Source organism: Promicromonospora sp. NPDC050880 (assembly GCF_044456525.1).
Lineage (GTDB): Bacteria > Actinomycetota > Actinomycetes > Actinomycetales > Cellulomonadaceae > Promicromonospora.
This window is the reverse complement of the sequence record NZ_JBITFV010000003.1, coordinates 483,175-509,660: the sequence shown is the minus strand read 5'-3', so window position 1 is coordinate 509,660 and position 26,486 is coordinate 483,175. Positions and strand designations below refer to the sequence as shown.

Sequence of the window (26,486 nt, the reverse complement as noted above, 5' to 3'; positions counted from 1 at the left end):
TCTACGAAGGGGTAGTTCCTTGTCCTCCGTCGACCTCGCGTCCCGCCTGGGGCGCACCGTGCTGTACCAGATCTACCCGCAGTCCTTCGCGGACGGCAACGGCGACGGGATCGGCGACCTCGTCGGCATCGCCGAGCGTCTGGACTACCTCGCGTGGCTCGGGGTGGACGCGATCTGGCTCAGCCCGTGCTTCGTCTCGCCGTTCGCCGACGCCGGGTACGACGTCGCCGACTTCATGACCGTGGCACCGCGCTACGGCACCAACGAGGACCTGGCCCGGCTGACCGAGGAGGCCGGACGGCGCGGCATCTCCGTGCTGCTCGACCTCGTGGCCGGCCACACCTCGGACCAGCACCCGTGGTTCCGCGCCTCGGCCGACGACCCGGACGACCACCGGTTCGTGTGGAGCGACGTGCCCGCCGAGGGCTTCCAGCCCGGTCCGGGGAAGCGGGGCGGGTACTACAAGCCCAACTTCTTCCCCGTGCAGCCCGCGCTCAACTTCGGGTACGCCCGCACGGACCCCGCCGAGCCGTGGCGGCAGCCCGTCGACGCCCCGGGCCCGCTCGCCAACCGGGCCGCGCTGCGCGAGATCATGGCGCACTGGTTCGGCCTCGGCGTCGCGGGGTTCCGCGTGGACATGGCGGCGTCCCTCGTCAAGGACGACCCCGGCCACGTCGAGACCGGGAAGCTGTGGCACGAGATGCGTACCTGGCTGGACCGCGAGTGGCCCGGCCGCGTGATCATCAGCGAGTGGGGCGACCCGCGGGTCGCCGTCCCCGCGGGTTTCCACGCCGACTTCTTCCTCCAGTTCGGCGGGGACGACGACGGCCTGCCGCTGCGCTCGCTGTGGAACAACGGCGCGGGCACGGTGAGCGAGTCCTGGGCCGAGCTCGCGCCGTGGGCCGGCGCGGACGGGGCGGGTGACGCCGCCACGTTCGTCACGGCCTGGCAGGCCGCCACGGACGCCATCGCGGCGACGGGCCGCGGCGGCGTGGTGGGCCTGCCGACGTCGAACCACGACTTCACGCGGCTGGTGGCGGGCCCGCGCGACGCCGAGCAGGCCCGCGTGGCACACGTGCTCACGATGACGTGGCCCGCCCTGCCGTCGGTCTACTACGGCGACGAGATCGGCATGCGGTACGTGCCGGGCACACCCACGCTGGAGGGGTCGCGGCTGGGCCCGTCCTACGACCGGGCCGGCTCGCGCACCCCGATGCAGTGGGGCGACCTGCCCGCGGACCCCTACGGCCCGGGCAGGCCCGCGGACTCGACGTACCTGCCGCAGGATCCCGACCCGGAGCGTCCGACGGTCGCCGCCCAGATGGACGACGCCGGCTCGCTGCTGCGCCTGGTCCGCGACCTCGTCGCGCTGCGGCACGACGACCCGCGCCTGGACGCGGCGGCGCCCGTCGAGGTGCTGGCCACGGGGTACCCCTTGGCGTACGTGCGCGGCGGCACGCTCGCCGTGCTGCTCAACCCGGGGAGTGCGGCGGTGCGGTTCCCGCTGGCCGGCGCCACCGGCGGACGGCAGGTGCTCGCCCGGGGGTTCCGGGCGGAGGCGGACGACGGTGGAGCGGAGGTCGTGCACCTCGACGGCCACGGCTACGCCGTCCTCGACCTCGCGGTCGTGTAGCGCCCGACGCTACCTGGTACGCGCACCGGCCCGGTGCGCGTACCGGGTTAGCCTTGGCCCCGTGGAACTGATCCGGAAGGGCAAGGTTCGCGAGGTCTACGCGGACGGCGACGATGTGATCCTGGTGGCCTCCGACCGCGTGTCGGTGTACGACGTCGTGCTGCCCACGGCCGTACCCGACAAGGGCGCGATCCTGACCCAGCTCTCGCTGTGGTGGTTCCGGCAGTTCGCCGACCTGGTGCCCAACCACGTGATCAGCGAGGACGTGCCCGAGGAGTGGGCCGGCCGCGCCATCCGCTGCAAGAAGCTGTCGATCGTGCCGGTCGAGTGCATCGCCCGCGGGTACCTCGCGGGCGGCGGTCTGGACTCCTACAACGCCACCGGCACCGTGTCCGGCGTGACGTTCCCCCCGGGCCTGGTCGAGGCCGACCGGCTGCCCGAGCCCGTGTTCACGCCGTCGACCAAGGCGGACGAGGGACACGACGAGTACATCTCCGTCGAGGAGATCGCCAAGGAGCTGGGCGCCGAGACCACGGACCGGCTCCGCGAGCTCACCCTGGCCATCTACGAGCGCGGTGCCGAGATCGCGCGCGAGCGCGGCGTCATCATCGCCGACACCAAGCTCGAGTTCGGGTTCGACGCCGACGGCGTGCTGACCCTCGCCGACGAGGTGCTCACGCCCGACTCCTCGCGCTTCTGGAAGGCGAGCGAGTACGAGCCCGGCCGCGGGCAGTGGTCCTACGACAAGCAGTTCGTCCGCGACTGGTCGAGCACCCTGACCGGCTGGGACCGCACCTATCCCGGTCCGGAGATCCCGGACGACGTCGTGGCCGAGACCCGCGCCCGATACGTGGAGATCTACGAGCAGCTCACCGGCGAGACCTGGGGCTGAGGCGACACAGGCTGAACGGGGTGGGTGAGGCAGCCGCCTCACCCACCCTCGTCATTCCCCGCGAGGCTTGAACTTGACGACCTTGTTGTCGCCGGGGCGGTTGAAGCTGCCCGTGAAGGCCCAGTTGATGTACCCGCCGTCGCCCTTGCGCGTGACCGTCCCCGAGTCGAGACCGACCACGTAGAACTCCCCCACCGTGGCGAGATGCACCTTCCCCGAGACGTCGGGCCCGAACTCGAGGTCGATGTCCCGGTGCCGGACGATGATGTTCTTGTCCGGGAACGCCTTCGCGTACTCGTCGGCCAGCGACCTGCTCTTCTCACCCCGACCGCCCGGCACCTCGCCGTCGAAGCCGGTGCCCGGGTACGTGCCCTCGTCCTTGTCGTACAGGGGGTTGCGCCAGTCGCCGCCCAGCCCCTGCTTCTCCTTGCCGTTGGTGTAGTAGTCGTCGTCCGGCTCGAACCTCTCGTGCTTGCACCGGGGGGCGGGCTCGACCGTGACCTTGTTGCCGTCGACGTCGGTGATCTCGAACGACGACTCCTTGAGCACCCGTTCCTCGTCCGTGGTGATCCACTCGCCCTTGAGCAGGTCGATCCCCTGCCAGCGCACGCTGGTCTCGACCTTCTCCTCGGTCTTGGTGTCGTCGTACGTCAGCTCGCGCACGTTGCCGTGCTCCTCCAGCTCCGCACGCAGCTCACCGCCGTCCTCCTGGTCGTCCCGGTCGATCTCGATGTCGCCCTTCATCAGCATGCCCTCGGCGTCGCGCGGGAACAGCTCGTCGACCATCGGGGTGAACTTCTCCCGCAGGTCCGGGTACTGGTTGAAGTCGAGGATGAACTCCTGGACGGACGAGGTGCCCTCCTGCTCGTTCCTGCTGTAGCTGCCGCCCGCCTCGAAGCCGTACGGCAGGTCCGTCTCCACCTCGAACCCGGCCTCGTAGAGCGTCGCGAGCGCCTGGTCGTCGATGGTGAGGTACATCTGCACCAGGTCGCCGTTCTCGTCGAAGTACACGGTGGTCTTCGTCGAGCCCTTCCACGTGGCGCCGACCCCGCCCTTGCCCATCAGCTTGCCGAGCTTGTCGCTCTTGCCCCACGGCCCGCCCGGCCCGAGCGCGCCGGAGACCAGGAAGCCGCCGATGTCCGTGGACGTGTAGCTCACCTCGTAGAGGCCGTTGTCCCAGAGCCGGTCCTCGACCATGACCTCGCCCTCGTAGCTGCCCTCGGCACTGCCACCGGCACCCACGCCCTTCTTGTCCTTGCTCTTGCCGCCCTTCTGCCCGTCGATCCCGACGTTGACCGTGACCTTCTTGGTCTCGGTGTCCGCGTCGTTGACGACGTGGTGGTCCGGCTCGTCCTCGAGATGCTCGTCGTAGCGCGTCTTCGCGGGCTCGCAGCCGGCCTGGAACTGACCGCCGAAGGCCCCGCAGGCGCTCTCCATGCCGGACCTCAGCCGGTCCGTGGCCGACTGCCACGAGATCCACTCCTGCGCGTCCTCGACGCTCGTGAACTCGTACGCCGTGTCGCTCGTGACCCCGTCGATCGCGGACACGCCGAAGGAGATGGGCGAGCCGAAGATGTCGTCACCGGACACCCCGCCGCCGAACCCGCTGCCCGTGAGCATGTGCACCCGGACGCGGCCGTCGCCGAGCCGCTCGATCATCACGGCCTCCGTCGTGCTGAACCGGAAGAACAGGAACGACGTCGTGTGGTCCTCGATGTGGGTGTTGACCTGGACGTAGCAGTCGGGCTCCATGTTGTAGTACGCCGTCGTGACGCACTCGTAGAGCCACCCTGACGTCGCGGCGCGCTCCCGGCCGGGCCTGGAGTCCTTGTACGCCGCCCACTCCGCGTCGCACACGTCCTCGGGAACGGGGAGCCACTTGCAGCCGATGCGGACCTTCGGCGGGTCGAGGCCGACGTCCTCGCTGGTGGGCATCGTGCGGTTGCACTCCTCGTCGTCCGGGTCGTCGCTCTCGTCGCCCCAGCCGGCGGTCACGCAGTCGACGATCTTGTCGTTGCCCTCGCGCTCCAGGCTCTCGTCCCGCCCGCCCGAGACCACCGTCTTCCAGACGTCGTCGAGCTCGGTCTCCGAGACGGTGAACAGGCAGGTCGCCGGGATCGGGTACCAGACGCAGTCGACCTGGATCACGACCATGGCGGTGTCGTGATCCTCCTGGGCGACCCGGGACAGCGTGAGCTCGTCCTCGCACGAGGCGTCGCCCGGCCGGTCGTCGTCCTCGCCGTCCCCGCTGTCCCGGTGCTCGCCCTCCCGGTGCTCGCCCTCCCGGTGCTCGCCGTCGCCCGGCCCGTCCTCCGGTCCCGGGACGCAGTCCTCGGTCTGCCCGGGCTGCCCGATCGACTGGACCGCGCACAGGAGCTGGTCGCTCAGGTTCCGTCCCACCGGCGTCGCCGCTGCGACGACCACGGCCACCACCAGGAGCAGCAAGCCGACGACGGCGACGTACTCCAGGAGCGCCTGGCCACGCTCGTCGGAGGCAGGAGGCCACCGGCGGCCCGGGGCGCCACGTGTCGTGCGGGGGTCAGGTCTCCTGGGCCGGCACGTCATCCCGAAGACTCTAGGAAGCGGTGTGTGCCGAGGCCAGAGGCTCAGGTCCCAGCCACCGATGGGTCCTCGGGCCCAGCCGGGAGCCGGGCCGGGCAGGCGTGTCAGTGACTCCGGATAGCGTGCAGGCCGTGAACAGCTCCGCGTCCGTCGGTGCCCGGGCGCCGTACCAGGCATCCTTCGAGGATCTCGGCACGCCGCTACGGGACGTGACCTTCGTCGTGGTGGACCTCGAGACCACCGGCACCAACGCCAAGGAAGGCGGCATCACCGAGATCGGCGCGGTCAAGGTGCGCGGCGGCGAGGTGCTGGGCGAGTTCCAGTCGCTGGTGAACCCGGGCCAGCCGGTCCCGGCGTTCGTGGCGCGGCTGACCGGCATCACCAACGCCATGGTCGCCACGGCACCCGACATCGCGCTGGTGCTCCCGAGCTTCCTGGAGTTCGCGCGCAACACCGTGCTGGTGGCCCACAACGCCCCGTTCGACATCGGCTTCCTCAAGGCGATGTGCTCGCGGCTGGACTACCCGTGGCCGGGGTTCACGGTGGTCGACACCGTGCCCCTGGCCCGGCGCCTGGTCACGCGCGACGAGGCGCCCAACCACAAGCTCTCCACCCTGGCGAACCTCTTCCACGCCACCGTCTCGCCCGACCACCGCGCACTGGCGGACGCGCGCGCGACCGTCGACGTGCTGCACGCCCTCTTCGAACGGCTGGCGCCGATGGGCGTCACGCACCTGGAGGACCTCGCCACCGCCGCGGACCCGGTGCCGCCGGAGGTGCGCCGCAAGCGCCACCTCGCCGACGACCTGCCCGAGGCGCCGGGTGTCTACCTGTTCCGCGGGCCGGGCGACGAGGTGCTGTACGTGGGCACGTCGGTGAACATCCGCAAGCGGGTGCGCTCGTACTTCACCGCGGCCGAGAAGCGGCGGCGGATCACCGAGATGGTCCGCATCGCCGAGCGGGTCACGCCGGTCGCGTGCGCCACCCCGCTGGAGGCCCAGGTGCGCGAGCTGCGGCTGATCACCGAGCACGCCCCTCGCTACAACCGGCGCTCCAAGTTCCCGGAACGGCACTCGTGGGTGCGGCTGACCGACGAGGCCTACCCGCGCCTGTCGGTCGTGGGCGGTGTGGTGGCCGGGGCGGCGCACATCGGCCCGTTCGCGTCCCGGCGCACCGCCCAGGAGGCGGTGCACGCCCTGCACGACGCCCTGAACCTGCGCCAGTGCACGGCCCGCATCCCGCTGGTCTCCCGCACGCCCGGCAGCCCGTGCGCCCTGGCCGGCATGGGCCGCTGCTCCGCACCGTGCGTCGCCACCGAGGCGCCCGATGCCTCCTACGCCGACGTCGCCGACGCCGCACGCGCGGCCCTCACCGGCGACCCGGCTCCCGTGGTGCGGGCGCTGTCGGACCGGATCGCCGCGCTCGCGCACCAGGAACGGTACGAGGAGGCCGGTGAGGTCACGCGGCGGCTGCGCGCCTTCGTGTCGGGCGCGCACCGCGCGCAGCGGCTGGACCCGCTGGCCCGGTGCGCCGAGCTCGTGGCGGCCCGCCCGTCGGGGATCGGCGACGCCCCCGGGCGCCCGGGCGGCTGGGAGATCGTCGTGATCAAGCACGGGCGGCTGGCGGCGACCGACGTCTCCGCACCGGGCGCCGACCCGTTGCCCCTGGTGACGGCGCTGCGTACGACCGCCGAGCACGTGGAACCGCCCGTCGCACCGGCACCGGCCGCGCATCCCGAGGAGACCGACCTGCTGCTCGCGTGGCTCGACTCCCCCGGCGTGCGCCTGGTGCACGTCAGCGACGCCTGGGCCTGCCCCGTGCGCGCCGCGGGCGCGCACGCCGACCTGACGTGGGCGTCCGACCGGGTCCGCACGGAGATCGACGCCACGCACCCGGCCACCGAGCATGACGACGACGGCGCGCGCCCGGCGCCCGGGAACGGACGCCAGGTGGATACGATGACGGCATGCTGACCGCGATCGTCCTCATCGACGCCGAGACGTCCCGCATCCCCGAGATCGCGCAGGAGGTCGCGAACATCGACGGAGTGAGCGAGGTCTTCTCCGTGACCGGCAAGACCGACCTCGTCGCGATCGTGCGCGTGCCCGAGCACGAGCAGCTCGCCGGCGTGGTGTCCGACAGCGTGAACAAGGTGCCCGGCGTGCAGAACACCGAGACGCTCATCGCGTTCCGGGCGTACTCGAAGGCGGACCTGGAGCAGGCCTTCGCCCTGGGCCTCGACGACTGAACCACGACTGAACCGGCGAACCCCGGCCGCCCCTCACTCCCCCTTGCCGGCAGGCGCCCCGCTCCCCGCCGGTGCCGCGGGCTCGATCGCGGCGTGCCTGCCGTGCCCGTGCCCGTGCACTGCGGCCACTTCCGCCGGGGTGACGGGCTCCACCCGGTCCTCGTAGAAGAACCGGGACACCCGCTGCCACCGCCGGTCCGACCGGTAGCCCTTGCGCCGCACGCCCCGCGAGTCGGTGAGGGGCGCGATCTCCAGCGGGGCGGGCGAGTCGTAGTTGACCCGCAGCCACCGCTCCTGCTCGTCGAGCGGGGCGTGCACCTCGACGTACTCACCGTTCGCGAACCGCACGATGCGGCCCGACTCGTGGCCGTGCAGCACCAGCTCGCGGTCCTTGCGCTGCAGGCCCAGGCACACCCGTTTGGTCACCCAGAACGCGAGCACCGGCCCGACGAAGAGCAGCACGCGCAGCACCCAGGTGATCGCGAAGATGGACAGCGAGAAGTGGGTCGCGATCAGGTCGTTCGTCGCGGCCAGCGCACAGACCATGAACGCGACGAACAGGGCCACGCCCGTGGCCGTCCGCACCGGCCGGTTGCGCGGCCGGTCCAGCACGTGGTGCTCGCCCCGGTCGCCCGTGACCCGGGCCTCGAGGAACGGCCACCCGAACAGCAGCGTGAACAGGATGCCCGGCACCACGATGGCGGGGATCAGCAGGTTCATGCTGAGCGTGTACCCGCCGATGACCCACTCCCAGCCCGGACCGGGCATCAGCCGTAGCGCGCCGTCGACGAACAGGATGTACCAGTCCGGCTGCGTGCCCGCCGAGACCGGGGACGGGTCGTAGGGGCCGTAGTTCCAGACGTTGTTGATCGCCATGGTGGCGCCCATGAGGGTGAGCACACCGGCGATGATGAAGAAGTTGCCGGTCATCTTGGCCACGTAGACCGGCAGTGCGGGATAGCCCACGACGTTCCGGTCGGTGCGCCCGCCACCCGGGTACTGGGTGTGCTTCTGCAGCACCATGATGAACAGGTGCAGCGCGATGAGCGCGATCAGCAGTCCCGGGATCACGAAGATGTGCAGCGTGAACAGCCGCGGGATGATGTGCTGCCCCGGGAACTCGCCGCCGAAGACCAGGAACGAGACGAACGAGCCGATCAGCGGGATCGACTTCACCACGCCGTCGATGATGCGCAGGCCGTTGCCGGACAGCACGTCGTCCGGGAGCGAGTAACCCGAGAAGCCGGCGGCCAGCGCGAGGACCAGCATGGTGGCGCCGATGATCCAGTTGATCTCGCGCGGCTTGCGGAACGCGCCGGTGAAGAAGATCCGGAACATGTGCAGCACGATCGAGCCCACGAAGATCAGGGCGGCCCAGTGGTGGATCTGCCGCATCAGCAGTCCGCCGCGCACCTCGAACGACATCTCGACCGTGGAGCGGAACGCCGCCGACATGAGCTGTCCGTGCAGGGTGGCCGGGTGCTCGCCCTCGTAGCGCACCAGCGCCATGGACGGCTCGAAGAACATCGTCAGGAAGAACCCGGAGGCGATCAGGACGACGAACGAGAACAGGGCGATCTCGCCCAGCATGAAGGACCAGTGGTCCGGGAAGACCTTCCGCGCGAGCTGGTTGACCAGTGCACCGATGCTCGTGCGCTGGTCCAGGTAGTCGGCCGCCTTGCCGACGCCCGTCGTCGGACGCTGCTGCTGTGCCACGTCATCACCCCTGAGGTAGGAGACACGTGCCTGCCCGTACATGCCTCTCCAGTAGACACCTCGTCAGGCACTGCTTTCCACCCAGGACGACGATTCCACCCGCCGGTCCGTGACATGACAGATCCGGCGCGCCCGGTCGGGAGTCCCCGCGGGTGCGCCGGATCTGGTCAGGAGGTCAGGCGGACGGGACGACCAGGCCCGCCGTCTGCGTCTTGGCCCGCGCCAGGCGCTCGGAGACGTTGCTCCACGACACCAGGTTCCACCAGGCCTTGATGTAGTCCGGGCGCACGTTCAGGTAGTCGATGTAGTACGCGTGCTCCCAGCAGTCCAGCATGAGCACCGGGGTGAGCGCGAAGGGGATGTTCCCCTGCTGGTCGAAGAGCTGCACCACGACCAGCTTCTGACCCACCGAGTCCCAGGCCAGGACGGCCCAGCCGGAACCCTGCACACCCGCGGCGACGGCGGTGAAGTGCGCCTTGAACTTCTCGAACGAGCCGAAGTGCTCGTCGATCGCCGCGGCGATGTCACCGGTCGGCTCGCCGCCGGCCTCGGGCGCCATGTTCGTCCAGAAGATCGAGTGGTTGATGTGACCACCGAGGTTGAACGCGAGGTCCTTCTCGATCTTGTTGACGTTTGCCAGGTTGCCCGACTCGCGGGCCTCCTCGAGCTGCTCCAGGGCAGTGTTCGCGCCCTTGACGTACGTCGCGTGGTGCTTGGAGTGGTGCAGCTCCATGATCTTGCCCGAGATGTGCGGCTCGAGCGCGGCGTAGTCGTAGGTCAGGTCAGGGAGCGTGTAGACAGCCATTGCTGAGGTACCTCCAGGATCGGTCCGCGCACCGGACGGAGCGCGGGTCATGCCGCCGTCCTGGCCGTGCGCCGCAGTGGTGCCCGGCGGGACGGCAATGGCCCGTGTCCCCGGCCGCAGACGCGGACCGGGAGACACAGGCCATCGCTTGGTGTCGCAGGTCGCTCAGTGCTCCCGCGAGGAGCTGCCGGCGCCAGCCTCGACGGACGGGCGCTCGGACTCGCCCAGCTCGTCGTGCTTACCGTGCGAGTGCGCGGCCTCCAGCTCGGCGGGCGTGACGGGCTCGACGCGGTCCTCGTAGAAGAACCGGGACAGACCCTGCCACCGCTTGTCGGACGCGTACCCCTTGCGCTTGACGCCACGGGCATCGGTCTTCGGCTCGATGGTCAGCGGCGCGGGTGCGTCGTAGTTGACGCGCAGCCAGCGCTCCTGCTCGTCGAGCGGGGTGTGCACCTCGATGTACTCGCCGTTGGCGAACCGCACGATGCGGCCCGACTCGTGGCCGTGCAGCACCAGCTCGCGGTCCTTGCGCTGCAGGCCGAGGCAGATGCGCCGGGTGACGTAGTACGCGAACACCGGCCCCACGAAGAACAGGATCCGGAACGCCCAGGTGATCGCGTTGATCGACATCCCGAAGTGCGTCGCGATGAGGTCGTTCGACCCGGCCAGGGCCAGGATGATGAACGCCGTCAGGAACGCGACGCCCAGGCCGGTGCGGGCCGGACGGTTGCGGGGGCGGTCGAGCACGTGGTGCTCACGGTCGTCGCCCGTCACCTTCGCCTCGACGAACGGGTAGACGAACAGGAACGTGAACAGGATGCCCGGGACGACCACTGCGGGGACCAGGACGTTCAACGGCAGCGTGAACCCGCCGATGACCCACTCCGTGCCTTGTCCCGGCATCAGGCGCAGCGAGCCCTCCAGGAACAGCATGTACCAGTCCGGCTGGGCACCCGCGGACACCGGTGACGGGTCGTACGGGCCGTAGTTCCAGACGTTGTTGATCGCCATGGTGGCGCCCATGAGGGTGAGCACGCCCGCCACGATGAAGAAGTTGCCGGTCATCTTGCCGACGTACACCGGCAGCGCCGGGTAGCCCACGACGTTCTTGTCCGTGCGGCCGCCACCCGGGAACTGGGTGTGCTTCTGCAGCACCATCAGGAACAGGTGCAGCGCGATCAGCGCCAGGAGGATGCCCGGGATCACGAAGATGTGCAGCGTGAACAGGCGCGGCACGATGTGGTGGCCCGGGAACTCGCCGCCGAAGATCAGGTACGACAGGAACGAGCCGATGAGCGGGATCGACTTGACCACGCCGTCGGTGATGCGCAGGCCGTTGCCGGACAGCACGTCGTCGGGCAGCGAGTAGCCGGAGAATCCGGCGGCCAGGCCCAGGATCATCAGCAGCAGGCCGACGATCCAGTTGATCTCGCGCGGCTTGCGGAACGCGCCCGTGAAGAACACGCGCATCATGTGCACCACGATCGAGGCCATGAAGATCAGGGCCGACCAGTGGTGGATCTGCCGCATCAGCAGGCCGCCGCGCACCTCGAACGACATGTCGAGGGTCGACGCGAACGCGACGGACATGAGCTGCCCGTGCATGTTCGCCGGGTGCTCACCCTCGTAGGTGGTCAGCGCCATCGACGGCTCGAAGAACATCGTCAGGAAGAACCCGGAGGCGATCAGGACGACGAACGAGAACAGGGCGATCTCGCCCAGCATGAAGGACCAGTGGTCCGGGAAGACCTTCCGCGCGAACTCCTTGACGGCCACGCCGATGGAGGTGCGCTGGTCCAGGTAGTCGGCCGCCTTGCCGACGGTCGTCGTCGGCTTGGCCGGTGCCTCGCGCTGGGTGTCGTGGGTCGCGGTGCTCACTTCAGGCGCTCCCAGAAGCTCGGGCCGATGGGCTCGGCGAAGTCGTCCTGCGCCACGAGGTAGCCCTCGTCGTCGACCGTGATCGGCAGCTGCGGCAGCCGGCGGTTGGCCGGGCCGAAGACCACCTTCGCGCTGTCGGCGATGTCGAACGTCGACTGGTGGCACGGGCACAGGAGGTGGTGGGTCTGCTGCTCGTAGAGCGCCACCGGGCAGCCCACGTGCGTGCAGATCTTCGAGTAGGCGACGATGCCCTCGTGCGACCAGGTCTCGCCCTCGGGCGACTGGTCGGTCCGGAGGTCCTCCGGGTTGAGGCGCACCATCAGCACGACGGCCTTGGACTTCTCGGTGATCCACTCGTGCGTCGCGCGGAACTCCTCGGTGGTCTCCGGGATCACGTGGAACACGGAACCGACCGTGACGTCGGCGGCCTTGATGGGCCGACCCGAGGGGTCGATCGCGAGGCGGGTGCCGCGCGTCCACATCGTGTGCTTGAACTTCGAGATGTTCCAGTCGCCACCCACGGAGCCGATCAGCGGCACCGCGATCGCCAGCGGGAACAGGGCCAGGGCACCGAAGAACGCACCCTTGAGCACACCACGGCGGCCGATGACGCCCGAGTCCTCGAGGCCCTCGTTCATGTCCCGGATGGCCGCCTCGCGGGCCTCGCCCTGCGTGGCGAGCGTGTGGCGCTCCTGGACCAGCTCACGGTCGCCCATGAGGGTCTTGGCCCAGTGGATGCCGGCGATGCCGATGCCGAGCAGGGACACCGCCAGGCCGAGGCCGATCAGCAGCGTCGACAGGCGGACGCCCGCCGTCGTGCCGTCCGGCGGCACCATCACGTAGGCGACGATCGAGCCGATCGTGCCGAGCACCGAGAGGGTGAACAGGAGGGTGACCGTCCGCTCGGCACGCTTGGCGGCCCGCGGGTCGGTGTCGGTGAGGCGGTGCTTGTGCTCCGGCACGCCCGGGTCGGCGAACCGGTCGGCGGGCACCACGGCGTTGCCGGCCTGCGGGGTGGCCGTCACCTCGTGCGAGGCGTCGGCCGGGGGGTTCTGGTTCTCGCTCACGAGGACTTCGCTCCGATCCACACTGCGGCGCCGATGAGCAGGCCGAGGCCGATCGCGAAGGCCCAGAGGCCCTCGGACACCGGGCCGAGGGCGCCGAGCGCGTTACCGCCCGCCGAACCCTCGCGCTGCTCGACGAGGAAGGCGACGATGTCGCGCTTCTCGTCCGGCGTGATGTTCGCGTCGTTGAACACCGGCATCGACTGCGGGCCGGTCTGCATGGCCTGGTAGATGTTCCGCTCCGAGGTCTCCCACAGCGCGGGGGCGAACTTGCCCTCCGAGAGCGCGCCACCCGCGCCCACCGCGTTGTGGCACATGGCGCAGTTCGTGCGGAACAGGGCCATGCCGTTGGAGGGGTCACCCTGCGCGGCGTCGACCTGGTCGTCCGTGGGGATCGCCGGCCCGGCGCCCAGCGAGGCGACGTACGCCGCCAGGGCCGCGGTCTGCTCCTCGTCGAACTGCGCCGGCTTGGCGCGCGCCTGGGGACCGTTCATCTGCATCGGCATGCGGCCGGTCGACACCTGGAAGTCGACGGCGGCGGCGCCGACGCCCACCAGGGAGGGCACGCCGTCGGTACCCTCCGCGTTCGCGCCGTGGCAGGTCGCGCAGTTGGCCTGGAACAGCTTCTTACCGGTCTCGATGTCCGCGGTGCTGACGGTCTCGGCCTTGGCCGTGCTCGGAGCCAGGGCGGCGTAGATGCCACCCGTGGTCAGCAGCGCCAGCAGCAGGAGCACGACCGGCGCCAGCCGGTGGTGCCTGCGGGCGGCGAGTGCCTTCACGAAAATGTCCTCGTCTCGCTGAGTGATTGAGCTTCTCTGTCTTGAACCTATGCCACCGCACGGGCCCTGGCGCACGCGGCACCCCGCAGGGCGTCCGCAGCGCGGGTCACTGCAGCAGGTAGATCACCGCGAACAGCGCGATCCACACCACGTCGACGAAGTGCCAGTAGTAGGACGTGACGATCGTGGTGGTGGCCTCGTGGTGACCGAAGCGCTTGGCGGCGAACGAGCGGCCGAGCACGAAGAGGAACGCGATCAGGCCGCCGGTCACGTGCAGGCCGTGGAAGCCGGTGGTCATGTAGAAGACCGAGCCGTACGCGCTGGAGGAGATGGTCAGCCCCTCGTGGACCAGCTCCGTGTACTCGAAGATCTGGCCCCCGATGAAGAACGCGCCCATCAGGTAGGTCATCGTCAGCCACTCGTGCATGCCCCACTTCCAGAACTGGAAGATGTTGCCGGAGCGCGACGGCTTGAACTCCTCCGCCTTGAAGACCGCCCACTGGCAGGTGAACGAGGACAGCACCAGCACGATCGTGTTGATCGTCGAGAAGGTGATGTTCAGCTTGTCCGCCTGCGCCGCCCACTCCTCGGCCGGCATGGTCTGCCGGACGGTGAAGTACATCGCGAAGAGCGCTGCGAAGAACATGAGCTCACTCGCGAGCCAGACGATCGTCCCGACCGAGACCGGGTTCGGACGATTGACTGTCACGTGCTGGTGCGTGGGGGTGGCTGCAGCCGTTGCGGTCGACACGACAGCCATTATGGCCGACGTTCGGGTGTCCCGAACGCCGAACCGTCACAGACGCTCGCGTCGAATCTCACAAAGTCCTTCCAACGCCCTACCTGCGGCGTCTCTTGCTGACGCGATCCAGCAGAGTGCCATGAAAAGGCCTCGGACAGAACTGCCGCCGAGGCGGCGACTGTGCCACGATCGACGCATGACCGGCATGACGACGGATGTGACCAGCGCAGCGGCGAACGGCGTGACGGCGTCGAGCCCGCGCATCCTCCTGTACAGCGACGACCGCACGGTGCGCGAGCAGGTGCGCCTCGCCGTCGGCCCGCGCCTGCGCGCAGGCGCGCCCGACATCGAGTGGAGCGAGGCCGCGACCCCCGCCGCCGTGGTGGACCGCGCCGACCACGAGACGTGGGACCTGCTCGTCCTCGACGGCGAGGCCGACCAGGCCGGCGGCATGGGCCTGTGCCGCCAGCTCAAGAACGAGATCTACGAGTGCCCGCCGGTGCTCGTCCTCACCGGGCGCCCCCAGGACGCGTGGCTCGCCACGTGGTCCCTGGCCGACGGCGTCGTGTCCCGTCCGCTGGACGCCATCACGGTCCAGGCGGCCGTCGCGAAGCTGCTCGCCCCGGGGACCGGCGCGTGAATCTCGAGGCACCCACCTGGTCCGGTCTCCTCGCCGGGCTGATGACCGGCACCGACCTGAGCCAGGCGGAGGCCACCTGGGCGATGGACCGGGTGATGACCGGTGAGGTCTCCCCCGTCCAGCTCGCGGGCTTCCTCGTGGCGCTGCGGGCCAAGGGCGAGACCGTCGACGAGCTCGCGGGCCTGACCGACTCGATGGTGCGGCACGCCACCCACATCGAGGTGCCCGGCCCGTCCGTGGACATCGTCGGCACCGGCGGCGACCGCGCCCACACCGTGAACATCTCCACGATGGCCTCCATCGTCATCGCGGGCGCCGGGCTGCGCGTGGTGAAGCACGGCAACCGCGCGGCGTCGTCGTCGTCGGGCAGCGCGGACGTGCTGGAAGAGCTCGGGATCCGGCTGGACCACACGCCGGAGCGCGTCGCGCAGATCGCGCGCGAGGCGGGCATCACCTTCTGCTTCGCCATGGTGTTCCACCCGTCCATGCGGCACGCGGGCGTGGCCCGCAAGGAGCTGGGTGTGCCGACGGCCTTCAACTTCCTCGGCCCGCTGACCAACCCCGCCCAGCCGCGCGCGGCCGCCGTGGGGTGCGCCGACGCGCGGATGGCGCCGCTGATGGCGGGCGTGTTCGCCGAGCGCGGCAAGTCGGCGCTCGTGTTCCGCGGCGACGAGGGCCTGGACGAGCTCGCGGCCACGGCAGGCGCCACGGTGTGGGAGGTGTCGGACGGCGCGGTCACCTCCCACCGGATCGACCCCGCGTCCGACCTCGGTCTCACGCGCATCAAGGTCGAGGACCTGCGCGGGCAGGACGCGGCCTACAACGCGGGCGTCGCCCGTGCCCTCCTCGCCGGCGAGGCGGGTCCGGTCCGCGAGACCGTGCTGCTCAACGCGGCCGCCGGCCTCGTGGCCGACGGCTCCCTGCCCGGCACGGGCACCGGGTCGCTCGTGGAGCGTCTGCGGGCCGGCATCAACCTCGCGGCGCAGGCCGTGGACTCGGGTGCAGCACAGGCCACGCTGGACCGGTGGGTGGCGGCGAGCCGCTAGCCGAGACCGCCGACGGAGAACGGCGCCGAGACGGAACGGGGGCCCGAGCGCTGACCAGCGCTCGGGCCCCCGTTCCGTCTCGGCGGGAGTGCGATCAGTGCGAGTGGATGCCTCGCGAGAACTCGAACACCCAGCCCACCAGCGCGATCACGGCCACGCAGAAGCCGATGTAGAGCACCCACCAGCCCACGGCCAGGCCGAGAAAGCAGATCGCGGCCGATCCCGCGATGGCCAGCGGCCACCAGCTCCACGGCGCGTACACGCCCTGGTCGCCCGCGGCGTCCTCGATGTTGCCGTTCGGGTCGTCCTCCGGGCGGGCGTCGATACGGCGGGCCGTGAGGGCCAGGTACGCACCGATCATCGCCACCAGGCCGCCCACGAGCGGCATGCCGAGGAAGCCGACCGGCTCGGTCCAGTCCGTCATGAAGCCGTAGACGATGCCGGCCCCGACGAAGATGGGTGTCCCCCAGAGGAACAGCCGGGTCTCGATCTTCACTTGCTGGTCCCCTCGTCCGGCGTGTCAACGATCGTCGTGCTGCTCTGACCCGACTCGCCGCCGCCGTCCGCGGTGCGCTGCTGGGCCTGGGTGTCCTGGCCCCGCCGGTCGGCCTCGCCGTAGATGTTGTCGAGCACACCGCGGTCGTACTCGGGGCGCTCCATGGCGACCACCTCGGGGTGGTGCAGGTCGAACGCCGGCGACTCCGAGCGGATGCGGGGCAGCGAGGCGAAGTTGTGCCGCGGCGGCGGGCAGGACGTGGCCCACTCCAGGGAGCGGCCGTAGCCCCACGGGTCGTCCACGGTGACCTTCGGCGCCTTGCGCGCGGTGACGTAGACGTTCCAGAGGAACGGCAGCGTCGAGGCGGCGAGGATGAACGCACCGATCGTCGACACCTGGTTCTCCCAGGTGAAGCCCTCCTCGGGCATGTAGTCGGCGTAACGGCGCGGCATGCCCTCGACACCCAGCCAGTGCTGGATCAGGAAGGTCGTGTGGAAGCCCACGAAGAGCAGCCAGAAGTGCAGCTTGCCCAGCCGCTCGCTCAGCATCTTGCCGGTGAACTTGGGCCACCAGAAGTAGAAGCCGGCGAACATCGCGAACACCACGGTGCCGAAGACCACGTAGTGGAAGTGCGCCACCACGAAGTACGAGTCGGAGAGCTGGAAGTCCAGGGCCGGGCTCGACAGGATGATGCCCGTCAGGCCACCGAAGAGGAACGTCACCAGGAAGCCGATGGACCAGAGCATCGGCGTCTCGAAGGTGAGCTTCCCTCGCCACATCGTGCCGATCCAGTTGAAGAACTTCACGCCGGTCGGCACGGCGATGAGCATCGTCATGAACGCGAAGAACGGCAGCATGACGGCGCCGGTCACGTACATGTGGTGCGCCCACACCGTCACCGACAGGGCGGCGATGGCGATGGTCGCGTACACGAGGCCCGTGTAGCCGAAGATCGGCTTGCGGCTGAACACCGGCAGGATCTCCGAGACGATGCCGAAGAACGGCAGCGCGATGATGTACACCTCAGGGTGCCCGAAGAACCAGAACAGGTGCTGCCAGAGGATGGCGCCGCCGTTCTCCGGGTTGAAGATCTGCGCGTCCAGGCGCCGGTCCGCACCGAGTGCGAACAGGGCCGCGGCCAGCGGCGGGAACGCCATCAGGATCAGCAGGCTGGTGATCAGCGTGTTCCACGTGAAGATCGGCATCCGGAACATGGTCATGCCCGGCGCGCGCATCGTGATGATCGTGGTGATGAAGTTGACGCCACCGAGGATCGTGCCGAAACCGGCCAGCGCCAGGCCGAACACCCAGAGGTCTCCACCCAACCCTGGACTGTAGGTGGTGGTCGACAACGGCGCGTAGGCGAACCACCCGAACGAGGCGGCACCCTGCGGGGTGAGGAAGCCGGCCGTCGTGATGAGGCCGCCGAACAGGAACAGCCAGTAGGCGAACATGTTCAGTCGCGGGAAGGCGACGTCGGGCGCGCCGATCTGGAGCGGCATGATCACGTTCGCGAAGCCCGCGAACAGCGGGGTGGCGAACAGCAGCAGCATCACGGTGCCGTGCATCGTGAAGAGCTGGTTGTACTGCTCCTTGCTCTGCACGAGCTGGATGCCCGGCTCGAAGAGCTCGGCGCGGATCAGCAGCGCCATCAGGCCGCCGATGCAGAAGAAGATGAACGACGTGATCAGGTAGAGGTACCCGATCGTCTTGTGGTCAGTGGAGGTGATCCACTTGACGATGGTCCGGCCGAGCGACTGTCGCCCGGGCGCCAGGCCCGGGACCAGCTCGGTCGTGGTCGCTGCGGCCATCAGTGCCCAGCCTCCTCTTCTTCGGTTGCCGCCGGGGTGTCCACCGGGCCGGCGGTGCGGGCGAGGTCTATGCCCAGCGAGCCGGTCTGTCCCTTGGCGGCGAGCTCGGCCATGTGGGCGTCGTACTCCTCGGCCGACACGACCTTCACGTTGAACAGCATGCCCGAGTGGAACTCACCGCAGAGCTCGGCGCACTTGCCGGCGTAGGTGCCCTCGCGGGTCGGCGTCACCTGGAAGGTGTTGGTCCGGTTCGGGATCATGTCCTGCTTGTACAGGAAGGCAGGGATCCAGAACGAGTGGATGACGTCACGCGACTCCAGCGTGAACTCCACGGTCTCGTTCACCGGCAGGTACAGCGTCGGGAAGGACGTCGAGGTCCCGACCGCGCCGTCGACCTGGTCCTCGGCGGTGAGGCTGCCGGGATCCGCCTCGTGCTCGCCGTAGTCGTAGACGTCGGCGTCGAGGTAGTTGAAGTCCCAGCTCCACTGCTTGCCGACCACCTGGATGTGCTCGGTCGCGGTGCCGTCGACGGTCTGGATCTCCGTCATGTCCCGGTCGGTGTACCAGAACAGCACCAGCACCATGATCAGCGGCACGGCCGTGTACATGAGCTCGAGCGGCAGGTGGTAGCGCGTCTGCACCGGGAGCTGGTGGTCGTCCTTGCGCTTGCGGTAGGCCGCGATGCACCACAGCATCAGGCCCCACGTCACGATGCCCACCGCGAGGGCGGCGATCCACGAGCCCACCCACAGGTCGGTGATGCGTCCGGTCTGGTTAGTCACCTCCCCGTCGCTGTAGCCGGGCAGGTATCCGCGCTGGACGGATTCACTGGCGCAGCCCGTGGCCAGCACTGCGACGGCGACGGCGAGTGCCGACGCGCGCAGGATGGCCCGCCGGGTGCGGGTAGGTGGCTTCGAGTGCAAGGGAGGCCTTTCACGTCTCGTCCGGCGCGTCGCACCGGTATCCTCCCGAGCTCCACGCAGAACCTTCGTCCTCGATGAGATGCAGCCTAGCGCGCTCCGGGGCCTGATGATGCCCGGAAGGCCCCCTCCCGGACGTGACGCACTCCGCACCCGGGGCGCCCATCGGCGCTGTTCAGGACACGCACCCAGGTCGTGTCAGAACGATGGCGGCGGCGGGCGGACGGGGCCGGGTGCGAGGATCAGGTGTCGGTGGCGGTGACGGACCACGTCCCGCCGTCGTCCCAACGACATCCGGGCGCCGGAACGCGTCACCGGGCCGCGGGCCAGGCACTGCGCGGCCCGGGACCAGGAGCAGGAGGACATGTGAGCCACGCCACCCCGGGCACCCCCGGCCGGGTGCACCTCGACAACGGCGGGCGCGCCCCGTGGCACCCGCTCGCGCGGCAGGCGTTCGAGCAGGCCCTGGGCGACGGGTGGGCCGACCCGCGCCGTCTGCACGCCGAGGGCCGGCGCGCCGCACGGCTGCTGGACGGCGCCCGCGAGGCGATCGCCGCGGTGCTCGGCGCGCGCACGCAGGAGGTCCACCTCACCCCGAGCCACACGGCCTCGCTCCACGCGGCCGTCGCCGCGGCCGCCGCCGCACGGCACCGCGTGGGGAGCACGGTCGTCGCGAGCGCCGTCGAGCGGGCCGCGGTGCTGCACGCGGCGGAGCACGCCGGCGGTACCGCCGGGGGCGGCGCGCGGACCTCGGCTCCCGCGGGCGGGCCCCTCGTCGTACCGGTCGACCGGCTCGGGCGGGTCGACGCCGGTGCGATGGCCGAGGCCGTCCACGGACCCGGCGTCGCACTGGCCGCCCTGCAGCACGCGAACGGCGAGGTGGGCACGCTCCAGCCCGTCGAGGCGGTGCACGAGGCCGCGCGCGCGGCCGGCGTCCCCCTCCTGGTCGACGCCGGCGCGAGCGTCGGCCACGTGGCGGTGCCCGGCACCTGGGACCTGCTCGCCGCGGACCCCGCCGACTGGGGTGGTCCGGCCGGCGTGGGCGTGCTCGCGGTGCGGCAGCGGGTCCGGACGGCGGCGGTGGGCCCGGAGGACGAGGACCCGTGGGCGCCCGGTGGCGTGAGCGTCCCGCTCGCGTTCGCCGCGGCCGTGGCGCTCCAGGCGGTCGAGTCCGACCGCGTGGCGCAGGAGGCCCGCCGCCGGGCGCTGGTGGAGCGCGTGCGGGCGCAGGTGGCCCGCATCCCCGACGTCGAGGTGGTGGGCGACCCGGCGGACCGGCTCCCCCACGTCGCCACGTTCTCGTTCCTCTACGTGGACGGCGAGGCGCTCGTCACGGAGCTGGACCGGCAGGGTTTCGCGGTGGGTTCGGGCTCGGCGTGCACCGCGAGCACCCTGGAGCCGTCGCACGTGCTGGCGGCCATGGGGGTGCTCACCCACGGCAACGTCCGGATCGCCCTGGACCGGTCCACGACCGAGGACGACGTGGACCGGTTCTGCGCCGTGCTGCCGGGTGCGGTGGCGCGGGTGCGGGAGATGCTCGGCGTCGGCGGCCTGTGAGACCCGTGCCGGACCCGGGGGTCATTAGAGTGGCCGGTGTGTCTGACACGCTGGTGGACGCTCGCGGGCTGCGCTGCCCGCTGCCCGTGATCCGGCTCGCCGCGGCCGCGCGGGGGCTGCCCGCGGGCACCGAGCTCACGGTGCTGTCGACCGATCCTGCCGCGAGGCTCGACGTCCCTGCCTGGTGCCGCATGCGCGGTCACGAGCACGTCGCCACGGTGGAGCACCGGGCCGAGGGTACCGACCGCGACATCCCCGGCTCCGGGGATGTTGCGGGTGACGGCTCGGCCTCCGGCGACGAGGCGTGGACGGGCTGGGCCGTCACGGTCCGCCTCGGCTGAGCCGGCCGGCGCTCCTGTCGCAGGCCCGGTGCGCCGACCCGCCGGAACATCCTGCCGGTCCACCCATCCCGAGCCCATCCCGAGTTCGGTCAGCTGCACGCGCTGACGCCTCGTCTTCGGTCGGTTGCCTCCGGATCGGTCCGTCGATGGACCGATCCGGAGGCGACCGACCGAAGACCCGGTCCGGGCCCCGTCAAGCGACCGACCTCAGTCCGGCAGACGACCCGACACCCGGCCAGCACCCCCTGACGACGTCGGGCCGGTCACCGCGACGGTGACCGGCCCGATGCCGTACGAAGAACTGCGATGCAGGGAGCCTCGATCAGGAGAACGACCCGCCGCAGGCGCATGCGCTGCCCGCGTTCGGGTTGTCGATCGTGAAGCCCTGCTGCTCGATCGTGTCCTTGAAGTCGATCGTGGCGCCCTCGAGGTACGGCACGCTCATCTTGTCCACGACGACCTCGACGCCGTCGTAGTCCCGCAGCGCGTCCCCGTCGAGCAGGCGCTCGTCGAAGTAGAGCTGGTAGATCAGCCCGGAGCAGCCACCCGGCTGCACCGCGACGCGAAGGCGCAGGTCGTCGCGGCCCTCCTGCTCGAGCAGGCTACGGACCTTGCCCGCGGCGACGTCGGTGACGTTGACGCCGTGGGTTGCGATGTCCGTGGTGGTGTCGGTCATGTCATCTCCCGATCGTGTTCGACATACCCGTAGTCGATCTTTCAGCGGTGCCAACCCATCGGATCGTCCGTCTGTTCCCGCTACCGGTTGTTCCCTTGGATCGTACGCCTCCGGGCCGCCCGGGCCACCATGCGTCCGTGGTCGCGCGTGTCCGCACGGTGTGTCGTGGGCTCACCGGGTCCAGGCGGGCGTCCAGGTCCGGGCGACGCGGCCCACGTCGCCGCCGGCGAGCTCGTGCACGCCGCTCAGGCCCGCGGTGGACCACTCCCGCCTGGTCACCTCGCTGCGCTCCGTGAGGACCACGACGGGCACGGCGTGCGGCGCGGCCGCTGCCGCCGCCTCCACGACCACCCCGCGCCGGAGCGCCTCGCCGTCCAGCCGCGTGACGTACGCCACGACCACGTCGGCGTCCCCGGCCGCACGGGCGAGCGCCGCTCCCTCGGCAGGAGCCAGCACGGACGGCGCCGGGCCGGGCGCGCTGGGGCCGGGGTGCGCGGGTCCGGCGTCCTGCGGCCCGACGGCGGCCGGCCGGCCCACGGGGATCGCCGACCCGGCGAGCAGCACGCTCCCGCCCGCCGGGCCGTGCCCCGGTGCGGCGGCGGGCGACGGGACGGCGTCCGCCCCCGGTACCCGGACCGCCCGCGTCTCGGTGCCGGCGTGCGGCGCGGCGGCGCGCCAGCCGGAGGCGAGTCGCTCGGCGTCGGGCAGGGTCTCGGCAAGCAGCAGCACGTGCACGTCAGGCATCGTGGCACGTCCTGACTGCGTGTCACCACCGCGTGTCATGATGTTCACTGTGAGCACCCTGCTGGCTGATCCCACCGGCTTCTCCGAGCCCGCCCCCTCTCCGCTGCTGCTGCTCGGCCAGGGTCGTGACCTGGCGTCCGAACGTGGCGTGGAGTGTCCGGGCGACCTTCCCGCCGCGAGCGACCCCGACCTCGTCGACCGGGCCCGCGCCGCGCGTGCCGCGCTGGGCGATCGCGCGTTCGTCCTGGGGCACCACTACCAGCGCGACGAGGTCATCGACTTCGCCGACGTCACGGGCGACTCGTTCAAGCTCGCGCGCGAGGCGGCCGCCCGGCCCGAGGCCGAGTTCATCCTGTTCTGCGGCGTCCACTTCATGGCCGAGAGCGCGGACATCCTGACCTCCGACCGGCAGCAGGTCGTGCTGCCCGACCTCGCGGCGGGCTGCTCGATGGCCGACATGGCGGCGATCAACCAGGTCGAGGAGGCCTGGGCGGTGCTGCAGGACGCCGGCGTCGCGGACTCCACCCTCCCCGTCACGTACATGAACTCGTCGGCAGCGATCAAGGCGTTCACCGGGCGGCACGGCGGCACGGTCTGCACCTCCTCGAACGCCGAGGTCGCGCTGCGCTGGGCCTTCGACCAGGTGGGGGGCGTCGACGGCACCGGCAAGGTGCTCTTCCTGCCCGACCAGCACCTGGGCCGCAACACCGCGGTCCTGCAGCTCGGCATGTCGCTGGACGAGTGCGTGGTCTTCGACCCGCGCAAGCCGAACGGTGGCCTGACCGACCAGGAGCTGCGCGACGCGCGGATGATCCTGTGGCGCGGCCACTGCTCGGTGCACGGCCGCTTCTCGGAGCAGAATGTCACCGACATCCGCGCCGCCGTCCCCGGCATCAACGTGATGGTGCACCCCGAGTGCAAGCACGAGGTGGTCACGGCCGCGGACCACGTCGGCTCGACCGAGTACATCATCAAGCAGCTCGAGGCTGCGGAGCCCGGGTCCGCCTGGGCCGTCGGCACCGAGCTCAACCTGGTCCGCCGCATCGCCAAGGCGCACCCGGACAAGCAGGTGCACTACCTCGACTCGACGGTGTGCTTCTGCTCGACCATGAACCGGATCGACCTGCCCCACCTGGTGTGGGCCATGGAGTCGCTCGCGGAGGGACGCATGGTGAACCGGATCGTCGTGGACGCCGACGACGCCCACTGGGCCCGTGTGGCGCTCGACCAGATGCTGGCCCTCCCGGGGATCTGACCGGACCGGCCGAGGACCCACCAGTGAGCGGCAACGGCGGGCTGCGCATCGGGATCTTCGTCTTCGACGGGGCGGAGGAGCTCGACGTCGTCGGGCCGTTCGAGGTGTTCGCCGAGTGGGGCTCGCACTCGCAGCTCCGTCCCACGGTGAGCACGTTCTCGTGGGACGGCGCCGGGGTGCGGCTCGCGAAGGGGCTGCGGATCCTGCCGGCGCACGGGGCGGACGACGTCGGCCCGCTGCACGTGCTGGTCTACCCGGGCGGGCTGGGCACGCGACCTCTGCTGGCCGAGCCCGGCCACCTGGAGTGGCTGCGGCAGATCCGCAAGCAGACGCCGATCCTGGCGAGCGTCTGCACGGGCGCCCTGCCGCTGGCGGCCGCCGGCCTGCTGGCCGGGCGGCCCGCCACCACGCACCACGGCCACTACGACGAGCTCGCCGCGCTCGACCCGAGCATCCTCGTGGACACCGAGGCCCGGTACGTGGACGACGGCGACGTGGTCACCTCCGCGGGGGTGTCGGCGGGCATCGACATGGCGCTGCACCTGGTCGAGCGGCTGGAGACGCCGGGGGTCGCGCGGGCCGTGCGGTTCGAGATCCAGGCGGGCTGAGCGGCGGCCGAACACCCCGTGACGGCTCCGTGAACAGGTATCCGATACTCCGGGTTCCCGGTATAACCTTCGGCACATGGCTCGCATGCTTCAGCTCACGTGGTCCGGACTCTTCCCCCGCAAGGCCCGCCCCGGGCAGACGCTGCTCGACCCGTCGGTCACCCGGATGCGCGTCGGCCCCCTCGACCTCGACTCGTACCTGCACGTCAACAACGGCACGTACCTGCAGATGATGGACGTCGCACGGAACAACCAGATCGCCGACCTCGGCATGTTCCCGGTCGCCCGGCAGAAGGGCTGGGCCCCCGTGGTCGCGGCCTCGACCATGAAGTACCGCCGGTCCCTGCAGCCGTTCGACCGGTTCGAGATCACCACCCGGATCCTCGGCTGGGACGAGCGCGTCTTCTACCTGGAGCAGGTGTTCACCCGCGGCGACAAGCTGTACGCCCGCGGCATCGTCGCCAGCCGGTTCCTCGACCGCAAGGGCAACCGGATCTCACCGTTCGAGGTGGTCCGTGACGCCACCGGCGAGGACCTGCCCTCACCGGAGCTGCCCGCCGACGTCGCGGCGTGGGCGCGCGCGCTGGACGTGGCACCCCGGGAGCCGGCGCGCCCCTGACGGCGGGAGCCGGAGCCCCGCCGCCCGGGGGCGCGCCGCCCGGATGGCCGGGTCAGAGCCCCTCGGCGACCTTCGTCAGGAGGAGCGCCTCCGCCAGGACGACCTTCTGCAGCTCGCCCAGGTGGACCGACTCGTTCGCGCCGTGCGCGCGCGAGTCCGGGTCCTCGACGCCGGTCACCAGGATCGCCGCGGAGGGGAAGACCTCCAGCAGGTCCGCGATGAACGGGATGGACCCGCCCACGCCGACGTCGACCGGCGCCGTGCCCCACGCCTCGGTGAAGGCGGCGCGCGCCGCCCGCATGGCGGCCGTGTCGCCCGGCGCGAGGAACGGCTTGCCCTGCTCGCCCGAGCGCCACGTGACCTGAGCGCCGAACGGCGCGTGCTTCGCCACGTGCGCGGCCAGGGCCGCGTCGGCCGCCGCCGGGTCCTGACCCGGCGCGAGCCGCAGCGAGATCTTCGCGGTGCAGCGCGGCGCGATGGTGTTGGAGGCAGCCGCCACCGAGGTCACGTCCATCCCGATGACCGACAGCGCGGGCTTGGCCCACAGCCGCCCGGAGAGCGTGCCGGTGCCGGCGAGCTGGACCCCGTCCAGCAGCGAGGAGTCGGCGCGGAACTCGGCCTCGGCGTAGTCGACCTCGGGCTCCGGCGCGGTGACCAGGCCCTCGACCGCGACGTCGCCGGCCTCGTCGTGGAAGGTGGCCACGAGGCGGGACATGAGGGTGACGGCGTCCAGGACGGCCCCGCCGAACATGCCGGAGTGCACCGCGTGATCGAGCACGCGCAGGTCGATCTCGCCGTCGACCAGACCGCGCAGCGAGGTCGTCAGGGCGGGGACGCCCACCTTCCAGTTGGTGGAGTCCGCCACGACGATGACGTCCGCGGCGAGCAGGTCGCGGTGGGTCTCCAGGAACGCGCGGAACGACGGCGAGCCCGACTCCTCCTCGCCCTCCAGGAACACGGTGACCCCCACGGGCAGGTCCGCACCGTCCGGCAGGCCGAGGGCCCGCAGCGCGCCGAGGTGGGCCACGATGCCCGCCTTGTCGTCCGCGGCGCCACGGCCGAAGAGCCGCTCCCCCACCTGCGTGGGCTCGAACGGGTCGGTGTCCCACGTGGCGGGGTCGCCCGGCGGCTGCACGTCGTGGTGGGCGTACAGCAGGACCGTGGGCGCGCCGGCGGGGGCGGGCCGGCGGGCGACGACCGCGGGAGCGCCCGGGGTACCGTCCGGCCGGGGCGCGGAGAGGATCTGCACCTCGGGCAGGCCCGCGTCGCGCAGGAGCTGCGCCGTGGCCGTGGCGCTGGCGGCGACGTGCGCCTGGTCGAAGGCCGCCGCGGAGACGCTGGGGATGCGCACGAGCGCCTCCAGGTCGGCCTGCAGGGCGGGGAACAGCTCGGTGACGCGGGCCCGGAGGGCCGCGGTGGTATCGGTGGTCACCGGCCCACGGTAACGGCTGGCA

Annotated in this window: 24 protein-coding genes; 11 read left to right on the top strand and 13 right to left on the bottom strand. The window is 71.0% G+C overall.

From position 1 onward, the window contains the following. Positions 1 to 19: 19 nt before the first annotated feature. Positions 20 to 1,633 (top strand): alpha-amylase family glycosyl hydrolase, encoded by a 1,614-nt coding sequence (locus ACIBBF_RS09015; protein ID WP_397412632.1) that lies wholly within the window; start codon positions 20 to 22, stop codon positions 1,631 to 1,633. Further along, a complete protein-coding gene (locus ACIBBF_RS09010; protein WP_397412630.1) occupies positions 1,569 to 2,525 on the top strand; it encodes a phosphoribosylaminoimidazolesuccinocarboxamide synthase in 957 nt (318 codons plus the stop codon). Before ACIBBF_RS09015 ends, ACIBBF_RS09010 begins: the two co-directional genes overlap by 65 nt. Positions 2,526 to 2,576: 51 nt before the next feature. Here ACIBBF_RS09010 and ACIBBF_RS09005 read toward each other — a convergent pair whose 3' ends face one another. Continuing rightward, positions 2,577 to 5,090, bottom strand: a complete 2,514-nt coding sequence (locus ACIBBF_RS09005) for a hypothetical protein (RefSeq protein WP_397412628.1) — start codon at positions 5,088 to 5,090, stop codon at positions 2,577 to 2,579. A gap of 119 nt (positions 5,091 to 5,209) precedes the next feature. On the opposite strand from ACIBBF_RS09005, the gene ACIBBF_RS09000 reads away from it, so the two are divergent. Both ACIBBF_RS09000 and ACIBBF_RS08995 read left to right on the top strand, forming a co-directional pair. After that, a complete protein-coding gene (locus ACIBBF_RS09000) occupies positions 5,210 to 7,060 on the top strand; it encodes a DEDD exonuclease domain-containing protein (RefSeq protein ID WP_397412698.1) in 1,851 nt (616 codons plus the stop codon). Beyond that, positions 7,054 to 7,335 (top strand): Lrp/AsnC family transcriptional regulator, encoded by a 282-nt coding sequence (locus ACIBBF_RS08995; protein ID WP_397412627.1) that lies wholly within the window; start codon positions 7,054 to 7,056, stop codon positions 7,333 to 7,335. Before ACIBBF_RS09000 ends, ACIBBF_RS08995 begins: the two co-directional genes overlap by 7 nt. Before the next feature lie 33 nt (positions 7,336 to 7,368). Here the strand turns inward: ACIBBF_RS08995 and ACIBBF_RS08990 are convergent, their stop codons facing one another. From ACIBBF_RS08990 to ACIBBF_RS08965, 6 genes are all read right to left on the bottom strand, one after another. Continuing rightward, positions 7,369 to 9,051 (bottom strand): cytochrome bc complex cytochrome b subunit, encoded by a 1,683-nt coding sequence (locus tag ACIBBF_RS08990; protein WP_397412625.1) that lies wholly within the window; start codon positions 9,049 to 9,051, stop codon positions 7,369 to 7,371. A 175-nt stretch (positions 9,052 to 9,226) separates the two neighbouring features. Beyond that, positions 9,227 to 9,856, bottom strand: coding sequence for a superoxide dismutase (locus ACIBBF_RS08985; protein WP_397412624.1), 630 nt, complete (start codon positions 9,854 to 9,856; stop codon positions 9,227 to 9,229). A 165-nt stretch (positions 9,857 to 10,021) separates the two neighbouring features. Then, positions 10,022 to 11,734 (bottom strand): cytochrome bc complex cytochrome b subunit, encoded by a 1,713-nt coding sequence (locus tag ACIBBF_RS08980; protein ID WP_397412622.1) that lies wholly within the window; start codon positions 11,732 to 11,734, stop codon positions 10,022 to 10,024. Then, positions 11,731 to 12,801: a Rieske 2Fe-2S domain-containing protein gene (locus ACIBBF_RS08975; protein WP_397412620.1), complete on the bottom strand. Its 1,071-nt coding sequence runs from the start codon at positions 12,799 to 12,801 to the stop codon at positions 11,731 to 11,733. The genes ACIBBF_RS08980 and ACIBBF_RS08975 overlap by 4 nt, the downstream gene beginning before the upstream one ends. Further along, positions 12,798 to 13,577: a c-type cytochrome gene (locus ACIBBF_RS08970; RefSeq protein WP_397412618.1), complete on the bottom strand. Its 780-nt coding sequence runs from the start codon at positions 13,575 to 13,577 to the stop codon at positions 12,798 to 12,800. The genes ACIBBF_RS08975 and ACIBBF_RS08970 overlap by 4 nt, the downstream gene beginning before the upstream one ends. Before the next feature lie 106 nt (positions 13,578 to 13,683). After that, positions 13,684 to 14,337, bottom strand: coding sequence for a heme-copper oxidase subunit III (locus tag ACIBBF_RS08965; RefSeq protein ID WP_397412616.1), 654 nt, complete (start codon positions 14,335 to 14,337; stop codon positions 13,684 to 13,686). Between the two features lie 178 nt (positions 14,338 to 14,515). On the opposite strand from ACIBBF_RS08965, the gene ACIBBF_RS08960 reads away from it, so the two are divergent. Both ACIBBF_RS08960 and trpD read left to right on the top strand, forming a co-directional pair. Further along, positions 14,516 to 14,959, top strand: a complete 444-nt coding sequence (locus tag ACIBBF_RS08960; protein WP_397412614.1) for a hypothetical protein — start codon at positions 14,516 to 14,518, stop codon at positions 14,957 to 14,959. Beyond that, positions 14,956 to 16,005 (top strand): anthranilate phosphoribosyltransferase, encoded by a 1,050-nt coding sequence (trpD, locus tag ACIBBF_RS08955; RefSeq protein WP_397412612.1) that lies wholly within the window; start codon positions 14,956 to 14,958, stop codon positions 16,003 to 16,005. The genes ACIBBF_RS08960 and trpD overlap by 4 nt, the downstream gene beginning before the upstream one ends. A 94-nt stretch (positions 16,006 to 16,099) precedes the next feature. Here the strand turns inward: trpD and ACIBBF_RS08950 are convergent, their stop codons facing one another. Genes ACIBBF_RS08950 through coxB form a run of 3 tightly spaced genes read right to left on the bottom strand, consistent with a single transcriptional unit; the run spans position 16,100 to position 19,235 of the window. Continuing rightward, on the bottom strand, positions 16,100 to 16,501 hold the full coding sequence (locus ACIBBF_RS08950; protein ID WP_397412610.1) for a cytochrome c oxidase subunit 4: 402 nt from the start codon (positions 16,499 to 16,501) through the stop codon (positions 16,100 to 16,102). Further along, positions 16,498 to 18,312, bottom strand: coding sequence for a cytochrome c oxidase subunit I (gene ctaD, locus ACIBBF_RS08945; RefSeq protein WP_397412608.1), 1,815 nt, complete (start codon positions 18,310 to 18,312; stop codon positions 16,498 to 16,500). Before ctaD ends, ACIBBF_RS08950 begins: the two co-directional genes overlap by 4 nt. Further along, positions 18,312 to 19,235: a cytochrome c oxidase subunit II gene (gene coxB / locus ACIBBF_RS08940; protein WP_397412606.1), complete on the bottom strand. Its 924-nt coding sequence runs from the start codon at positions 19,233 to 19,235 to the stop codon at positions 18,312 to 18,314. Before coxB ends, ctaD begins: the two co-directional genes overlap by 1 nt. Before the next feature lie 363 nt (positions 19,236 to 19,598). On the opposite strand from coxB, the gene ACIBBF_RS08935 reads away from it, so the two are divergent. Together ACIBBF_RS08935 and ACIBBF_RS08930 are read left to right on the top strand one after the other, a co-directional pair. Then, the gene (locus tag ACIBBF_RS08935) at positions 19,599 to 20,789 is read left to right on the top strand and encodes a cysteine desulfurase family protein (RefSeq protein WP_397412604.1); all 1,191 of its coding nucleotides are present in this window, start codon (positions 19,599 to 19,601) and stop codon (positions 20,787 to 20,789) included. Between the two features lie 38 nt (positions 20,790 to 20,827). Further along, complete coding sequence (locus tag ACIBBF_RS08930; RefSeq protein WP_397412602.1) at positions 20,828 to 21,130, top strand: sulfurtransferase TusA family protein; 303 nt, start codon at positions 20,828 to 20,830, stop codon at positions 21,128 to 21,130. Between the two features lie 322 nt (positions 21,131 to 21,452). On the opposite strand, the gene erpA is transcribed toward ACIBBF_RS08930, so the two are convergent. Both erpA and ACIBBF_RS08920 read right to left on the bottom strand, forming a co-directional pair. Further along, positions 21,453 to 21,806 (bottom strand): iron-sulfur cluster insertion protein ErpA, encoded by a 354-nt coding sequence (gene erpA / locus ACIBBF_RS08925; protein WP_119143950.1) that lies wholly within the window; start codon positions 21,804 to 21,806, stop codon positions 21,453 to 21,455. Positions 21,807 to 21,977: 171 nt separating this feature from the next. After that, positions 21,978 to 22,550, bottom strand: a complete 573-nt coding sequence (locus tag ACIBBF_RS08920) for a hypothetical protein (protein ID WP_397412600.1) — start codon at positions 22,548 to 22,550, stop codon at positions 21,978 to 21,980. Between the two features lie 40 nt (positions 22,551 to 22,590). Here ACIBBF_RS08920 and nadA point away from each other — a divergent pair, with 40 nt between their 5' ends. The 3 genes from nadA (at position 22,591) to ACIBBF_RS08905 (ending at position 25,032) form a co-directional block, all read left to right on the top strand. Continuing rightward, entirely contained in the window at positions 22,591 to 23,805 is a 1,215-nt protein-coding gene (gene nadA, locus ACIBBF_RS08915; RefSeq protein WP_397412696.1) for a quinolinate synthase NadA, read from the top strand. 23 nt (positions 23,806 to 23,828) lie between these two features. Beyond that, positions 23,829 to 24,413: a DJ-1/PfpI family protein gene (locus ACIBBF_RS08910; RefSeq protein WP_397412598.1), complete on the top strand. Its 585-nt coding sequence runs from the start codon at positions 23,829 to 23,831 to the stop codon at positions 24,411 to 24,413. A gap of 76 nt (positions 24,414 to 24,489) precedes the next feature. Then, the gene (locus ACIBBF_RS08905) at positions 24,490 to 25,032 is read left to right on the top strand and encodes an acyl-CoA thioesterase (RefSeq protein ID WP_397412596.1); all 543 of its coding nucleotides are present in this window, start codon (positions 24,490 to 24,492) and stop codon (positions 25,030 to 25,032) included. A gap of 52 nt (positions 25,033 to 25,084) precedes the next feature. On the opposite strand, the gene ACIBBF_RS08900 is transcribed toward ACIBBF_RS08905, so the two are convergent. Then, a complete protein-coding gene (locus ACIBBF_RS08900) occupies positions 25,085 to 26,464 on the bottom strand; it encodes a dipeptidase (protein ID WP_397412594.1) in 1,380 nt (459 codons plus the stop codon). Between the last annotated feature and the right edge of the window lie 22 nt (positions 26,465 to 26,486).